Source organism: Caballeronia sp., from assembly GCF_028292365.1.
Lineage (GTDB): Bacteria > Pseudomonadota > Gammaproteobacteria > Burkholderiales > Burkholderiaceae > Caballeronia.
In genome coordinates this window covers 1-5,855 of record NZ_JAQGMM010000277.1, presented here as the reverse complement: position 1 = coordinate 5,855, position 5,855 = coordinate 1, and the positions used below count along the sequence as shown (strand labels likewise).

Below are 5,855 nucleotides of genomic sequence, written 5' to 3'. Positions count from 1 at the left end.
ACGAGCTACGCTCCGGTCACGGGGCTGCTAGATCAGATGAAGGCGGAATTGTCAGGTGCCTTGGGCAACGTCTACTAACGGTCTTGCTGATCAGGTTGGCGAGGGCGGGACGGGCGGACAGTTCATGCCGGACGTCGTGACGAGCGAGGCGCCGCCATCTACAGGTTGGCCGCGACCGCCAAACTCAACGGCCTCGATCTCGAGGCTGACCTGCGCCATATCTTCTCTCGCATTGACGACCATCCGGTTCATAAGGTTAATCAGGTAAGCGAACTGTTTCCGTGGGCCGTTGCCGATCAGTGGCCCTGGTACGCCTCCTAACTTCGCTTCCTCGCTCTCCTAATCGCGATTCCCGTCAAGGACGACCTCGCTCGGACGCTTGCATTCTTTCGTTTTTGCCGACGCAAATATTTCTTATAGGTGAGGCTATCAGCCTACGGGTAATCAATTAGTTCATTTAACGTAAGAATTACGGATGCTAATCGTTATTCTTTTGTATGGTTAACACCGATTTAAACGTAAGCGAACAAAAGGGACATTCTGTTTGTTGTTTTGGTTTCATTTTGAAAATGCGGGGCGCTCTTTCAGTCTGATGCGTTTGCTTAAAAATGCTGGGGACAGTGGATAAGCAACAATGTGCGAGGCGCTCTGCGACGCCACGAGTCCGCGCGCTAACTGACTGGCGCTGTCTCGCGTCCAGACAATCCTTGGGCTTACGACGATTCGTACGATTGACAGATCGCGCACGAGCAAAAGAGAAGCAACTCCGCTGAAGACTTAAAAAAAGGAGAGCGATTTGGTCTTGGAACTGGAGCGGGTCACCGTCGTTTCTGGCGGGCTGACGCATCTGCATGGCGTCGATCTGCGTCTCGTCCCAGGTGCCATCAACGTGTTGCTCGGGCCTACCCAGGCGGGCAAGACCACGCTGATGCGCGTCATGGCGGGACTCGACAGGCCAACCACCGGGCGGGTGCTCGTCGACGGGCGGGACGTGACCGGCGTGAGCGTGCGCCAGCGCAATCTCGCCATGGTCTATCAACAGTTCATCAACTATCCGGCGATGACGGTGTTCGACAACATCGCGTCGCCATTGAAGCTGCAAAAAACGAATTCCGCGGAGATACTGCGCCGCGTGCAGGAAGTCGCAGCAAAACTGCATATCGAACCTCTGCTGGACCGGCGTCCAAGCGAGTTATCGGGCGGCCAGCAACAGCGCTGCGCACTCGCACGTGCGCTCGTGAAGCGCTCGTCACTGGTGCTGCTCGACGAGCCGCTGGTGAACCTCGACTACAAGCTGCGCGAGGAATTGCGTGTCGAGTTGAGCACGCTATTCGCAGACGGCAAGACCACGGTCGTCTACGCGACCACTGAGCCGCTCGAAGCGTTGCTGCTCGGCGGCTACACGGCGATCGTCGACAAAGGCCGCGTGCTGCAATACGGTCCGACGCTCGATGTCTACAACGCGCCGGTGAACGTCGATGCCGCGGCTGTCTTCAACGACCCGCCGATGAACATGCTAACTAGCGAGCTGACAGGGAACGGCAACGCCCGCCTGCCGATCGGCATCGACGTACCGATCAGTCGCGCGGCGGCAGAAATCGGCACATGCCGCATCGGCATTCGCCCCGGGCATCTGCGTCTGGCACCGCACACGCCGCATTCGATCGCCGTTCCATGCCGGCTCGAACTGGCCGAACTGAGCGGCTCCGAAACCTATCTGCATCTGCGTACGCGGGATGGCGGCATCGATCTCGTCGCGCAGTTGCAAGGCGTACATCAGATCGGGCTCGGCACGCAACTCGATGTATTCATCGACCCTGATGAACTGTTTGTATTCGGCGCGGACACGAAACTGGTATCCAGCCCGGAGGCGGCGTATGGCGCGCATTGAGTTTCAGAATCTCGCGCATGCGTATCGTCCGAATCCGGCGACCCTCAATGACTACGCACTGCAACCGATGAGCATGGTCTGGGAGGACGGAGGCGCCTATGCGTTGCTCGGTCCGTCCGGTTGCGGCAAGACGACGTTGCTGAATATCGTGTCGGGTCTCGTCACGCCGTCCGAGGGCAAGGTGCTGTTCAACGGACACGACGTGACCGCGCACGGCGCGCGCGAACGCAATATCGCCCAGGTGTTCCAGTTCCCTGTGATCTACGACACGATGAGCGTGTTCGATAACCTTGCGTTTCCGCTGCGCAACCGGAAGGTCGCTGAGGGTGAAGTGAAAAAGCGCGTGCACGAAGTTGCGGAAATCCTCGACATGACGCGCGAGCTGCCGCGCAAGGCAAGCAATCTCGCGGCGGATGCAAAGCAGAAGATTTCGCTAGGGCGCGGCCTCGTGCGCAAGGATGTCGCAGCGATCCTGTTTGACGAACCGCTGACCGTGATCGATCCGAACATGAAGTGGATGCTGCGCCGCCAACTGAAGAAGATTCACCAGCAACTCAAGCTGACGCTCATCTATGTCACGCACGATCAGGTCGAAGCGCTGACCTTTGCCGACGAGGTCGTCGTCATGACGAACGGCCGCATCGTGCAGAAGGGCGGTCCGGAAGCGCTGTTTTTGCGCCCGGATCATGCGTTCGTCGGCTATTTCATCGGCAGTCCCGGGATGAATCTCTGCCCGGTCGATCTCGATACGGACGGCGTCACGGTTGGCTCTCAGCGCGTGGCGCTCGATGTCGACACGCTCGCGACGCTGAGGCACGCGAACGGCGCGCTGACCCTGGGCATTCGCCCCGAGTTCGTGCGGCTCGCGGCCGTTGGCGAACCTGGCGCCGTCAAGGCGCAACTGTTGCGCGCGCAACAGCTCGGCAACTATCAGCTCGTCACCGCTCAATGCGACGGCCATCTGTTCAAGGCGAAGGTCGAGCCGCATCTGCGTGTGAGCGATGGACCCGTCTGGCTACGACTTGCCGCGCCCGAGACGGTGTTCTTCAGCAATGACGAAAGAATCGCCATAAGGATCACCGAGAGGACCTCGCGATGAACAAGCCCGTCAATCAGAAAGCGTGGCTGCTGGTCGTGCCGGTTTTCATTTGCGTCGCGTTCTCCGCGATCCTGCCGCTCATGACGGTGGTCAACTATTCGGTGCAGGACATCATCAGCCCGACGCAGCATGTCTTTGTCGGCACTGAATGGTTTCGCAACATCATGACCGATCCGGATCTTCGCAGCGCGCTCGGCAGGCAGATCATCTTCTCCACGTGCGTGCTGTTGTTCGAGATACCGCTCGGCGTCGGCCTCGCGCTTGCAATGCCTGCGTCCGGATGGCGCGCGTCGATGTCTCTGGTCGTGCTCGCGATGCCGCTGCTGATTCCATGGAATGTGGTCGGCACCATCTGGCAGATTTTTGGGCGCCCGGATATCGGCCTGCTCGGCTACTGGCTTAACCACTTGGGCTTCGACTACAACTACACGGCTAGTCCCGCCGCCGCGTGGATCACGGTGCTCGTGATGGACATCTGGCACTGGACGCCGCTCGTCGCGCTACTGTGCTATGCCGGTCTGCGCGCGATTCCCGACGCGTTCTATCAGGCCGCGGAGATCGACGGCGCGAGCCGCTTTGCGGTGTTCCGCTACATCGAGCTGCCGAAGATGAGGGGCGTGCTGATGATCGCAGTGCTGCTGCGTTTCATGGACAGCTTCATGATCTACACCGAACCGTTCGTGCTGACTGGCGGCGGTCCCGGCGATTCGACGACTTTCCTGAGCCAGTACCTGACGCAAAAGGCGGTCGGACAGTTCGACCTCGGCCCGGCGGCCGCCTTCTCGCTGATCTACTTCCTGATCATCCTGCTGTTGTGCTTCGTCCTCTATAACTGGATGAGCCGGGTGGGCAAGGGCGGCCCGGCTGCGGCGGGAGACGGCAATGCGTGATGACCACCGCTGGATGCGCACACTCGTGCTCGTCGTGTACATCCTGTTCGCACTGATTCCTCTGTACTGGATGCTGTCGATCTCGCTGCGAACGAACGAGGAAACGATGTCGACGTTCGCAACGTTTCCGCAGCATGTGACGTTCGACAACTACAAAATCATCTTCACCGACCCGTCGTGGTACTGGGGCTACATCAACTCGATCATCTATGTGCTGATGAACACGGTGATGTCGGTGCTGGTCGCGCTGCCGGCGGCCTACGCGTTCTCACGTTATCGTTTTATCGGCGACAAGCACATGTTCTTCTGGCTGCTTACCAACCGGATGACGCCGCCAGCGGTATTCCTGCTGCCGTTCTTCCAGCTGTATTCGAGCATCGGCCTGACCGATACGTACATCGCCGTCGCGCTCGCGCACATGCTGTTCAATGTCCCGCTCGCCGTGTGGATTCTCGAAGGCTTCATGTCAGGCGTGTCGCGTGAAATCGACGAGACAGCGTATATCGACGGCTACACATTCCCCTCGTTCTTCGTGAAGATTTTTCTGCCGCTGATCAAATCGGGCGTTGGCGTCACGGCATTTTTCTGCTTCATGTTCAGCTGGGTCGAACTGCTGCTCGCGCGCACGCTGACCTCGGTCAACGCGAAGCCAATTGCGGCGGTAATGACGCGCACCGTGTCGGCGGCCGGCATGGACTGGGGCGTGCTTTCGGCGGCGGGCGTGCTGACCATCATTCCCGGCGCGCTGGTGATCTACTTCGTGCGCAACTACATCGCGAAGGGCTTTGCGATGGGGAGAGTGTGATGTTTTCCTGGATGTACTGGACACCCGAGGTGGCGGTTTTCTTCGCGTGCGTCGCCGCGATGCTGGCCGGCATGACGGTGTGGGAACTCCGCTCACCGACGGTCGAACGCAAAGGCCTCCTGCCGATTGCGACCACGCGCGGCGATCGTCTCTTCATTGGGCTGCTGGCGGCCGCCTACGTGAATCTCGCGTGGATCGGCATCAGCGCCGAACAGGCGAGTTCGTGGCCGGGATTCGCGGCGTCGGTGGTGGTTCTTCTCGCGATCATGTGGAAAGGCTAGAACAAGGAGTCACGCAGCATCGAAGCTGGAAGAAAAGCGGTTCCGTTGACGCCCCGGGCGGGAGCCGGCAGATGATCCAAGGGGTATGGAGACAGGAGAAGACCATGCAACACAGGAGACGGATCGTCGCGCTCGCGGTGGCAGGCGTCGTTGCAGGCGCCTTTGCGAACCATGCCGCGATGGCGGGCATGCCCGAAGCGCAGAAATGGGTCGACAGTGAGTTTCAGCCAAGTACGTTGTCGAAGCAGCAACAGATGGACGAAATGAAGTGGTTCGTGGACACCTCTTCGAAATTGAAGTCTCAAGGCGTGAAGGAGATTCATGTGGTGTCGGAGACGATCGATACACACATATATGAATCGAAGACGCTGGCGAAGGCATTCACCGAAATCACCGGTATCCAGGTGAAGCACGACATCATCCAGGAGGGCGACGTTGTCGAAAAGCTGCAGACGTCGATGCAATCCGGCCAGAGCATCTACGACGGCTGGATCTCCGATTCGGACCTGATCGGCACGCACTATCGTTACGGTGTGATCATTCCGCTCTCCGACTACATGACCAATGAGGGAAAGGAATATACGAACCCGGGCCTCGATATCAAGGACTTCATCGGCACGAGCTTTACGACCGCTCCGGACAAGAAGCTCTATCAGTTGCCTGACCAGCAGTTCGCGAACCTCTACTGGTTTCGCGCTGACTGGTTCGCGCGCAAGGACCTGCAGGACAAGTTCAAGGCGAAATACGGTTACGATCTGGGCGTGCCGGTGAACTGGTCCGCGTATGAAGATATCGCCGAATTTTTCACGAATGACGTAAAGACCATCGACGGCGAAAAGGTCTATGGACACATGGACTACGGCAAGAAAGATCCGTCGCTCGGCTGGCG

Annotated in this window: 6 protein-coding genes and 1 pseudogene; all 7 read left to right on the top strand. The window is 59.0% G+C overall.

The window, feature by feature from the left end; genetic code table 11:
- Positions 1 to 141: 141 nt before the first annotated feature.
- A pseudogene (locus JWR14_RS17390) lies at positions 142 to 321 on the top strand (transposase domain-containing protein); the annotation flags it as partial.
- Between the two features lie 475 nt (positions 322 to 796).
- The gene (locus tag JWR14_RS17385; RefSeq protein WP_299709120.1) at positions 797 to 1,891 is read left to right on the top strand and encodes an ABC transporter ATP-binding protein; all 1,095 of its coding nucleotides are present in this window, start codon (positions 797 to 799) and stop codon (positions 1,889 to 1,891) included.
- On the top strand, positions 1,878 to 2,990 hold the full coding sequence (locus JWR14_RS17380; RefSeq protein WP_299709118.1) for an ABC transporter ATP-binding protein: 1,113 nt from the start codon (positions 1,878 to 1,880) through the stop codon (positions 2,988 to 2,990). The genes JWR14_RS17385 and JWR14_RS17380 overlap by 14 nt, the downstream gene beginning before the upstream one ends.
- On the top strand, positions 2,987 to 3,880 hold the full coding sequence (locus JWR14_RS17375; protein ID WP_299709115.1) for a sugar ABC transporter permease: 894 nt from the start codon (positions 2,987 to 2,989) through the stop codon (positions 3,878 to 3,880). The genes JWR14_RS17380 and JWR14_RS17375 overlap by 4 nt, the downstream gene beginning before the upstream one ends.
- Positions 3,873 to 4,685 (top strand): carbohydrate ABC transporter permease, encoded by an 813-nt coding sequence (locus JWR14_RS17370; RefSeq protein WP_299709113.1) that lies wholly within the window; start codon positions 3,873 to 3,875, stop codon positions 4,683 to 4,685. Before JWR14_RS17375 ends, JWR14_RS17370 begins: the two co-directional genes overlap by 8 nt.
- Complete coding sequence (locus JWR14_RS17365) at positions 4,685 to 4,966, top strand: DUF2160 domain-containing protein (protein WP_299709110.1); 282 nt, start codon at positions 4,685 to 4,687, stop codon at positions 4,964 to 4,966. Before JWR14_RS17370 ends, JWR14_RS17365 begins: the two co-directional genes overlap by 1 nt.
- 104 nt (positions 4,967 to 5,070) lie before the next feature.
- Positions 5,071 to 5,855: ABC transporter substrate-binding protein (locus tag JWR14_RS17360; RefSeq protein WP_299709108.1), on the top strand; the 785-nt coding region annotated here is incomplete at its 3' end.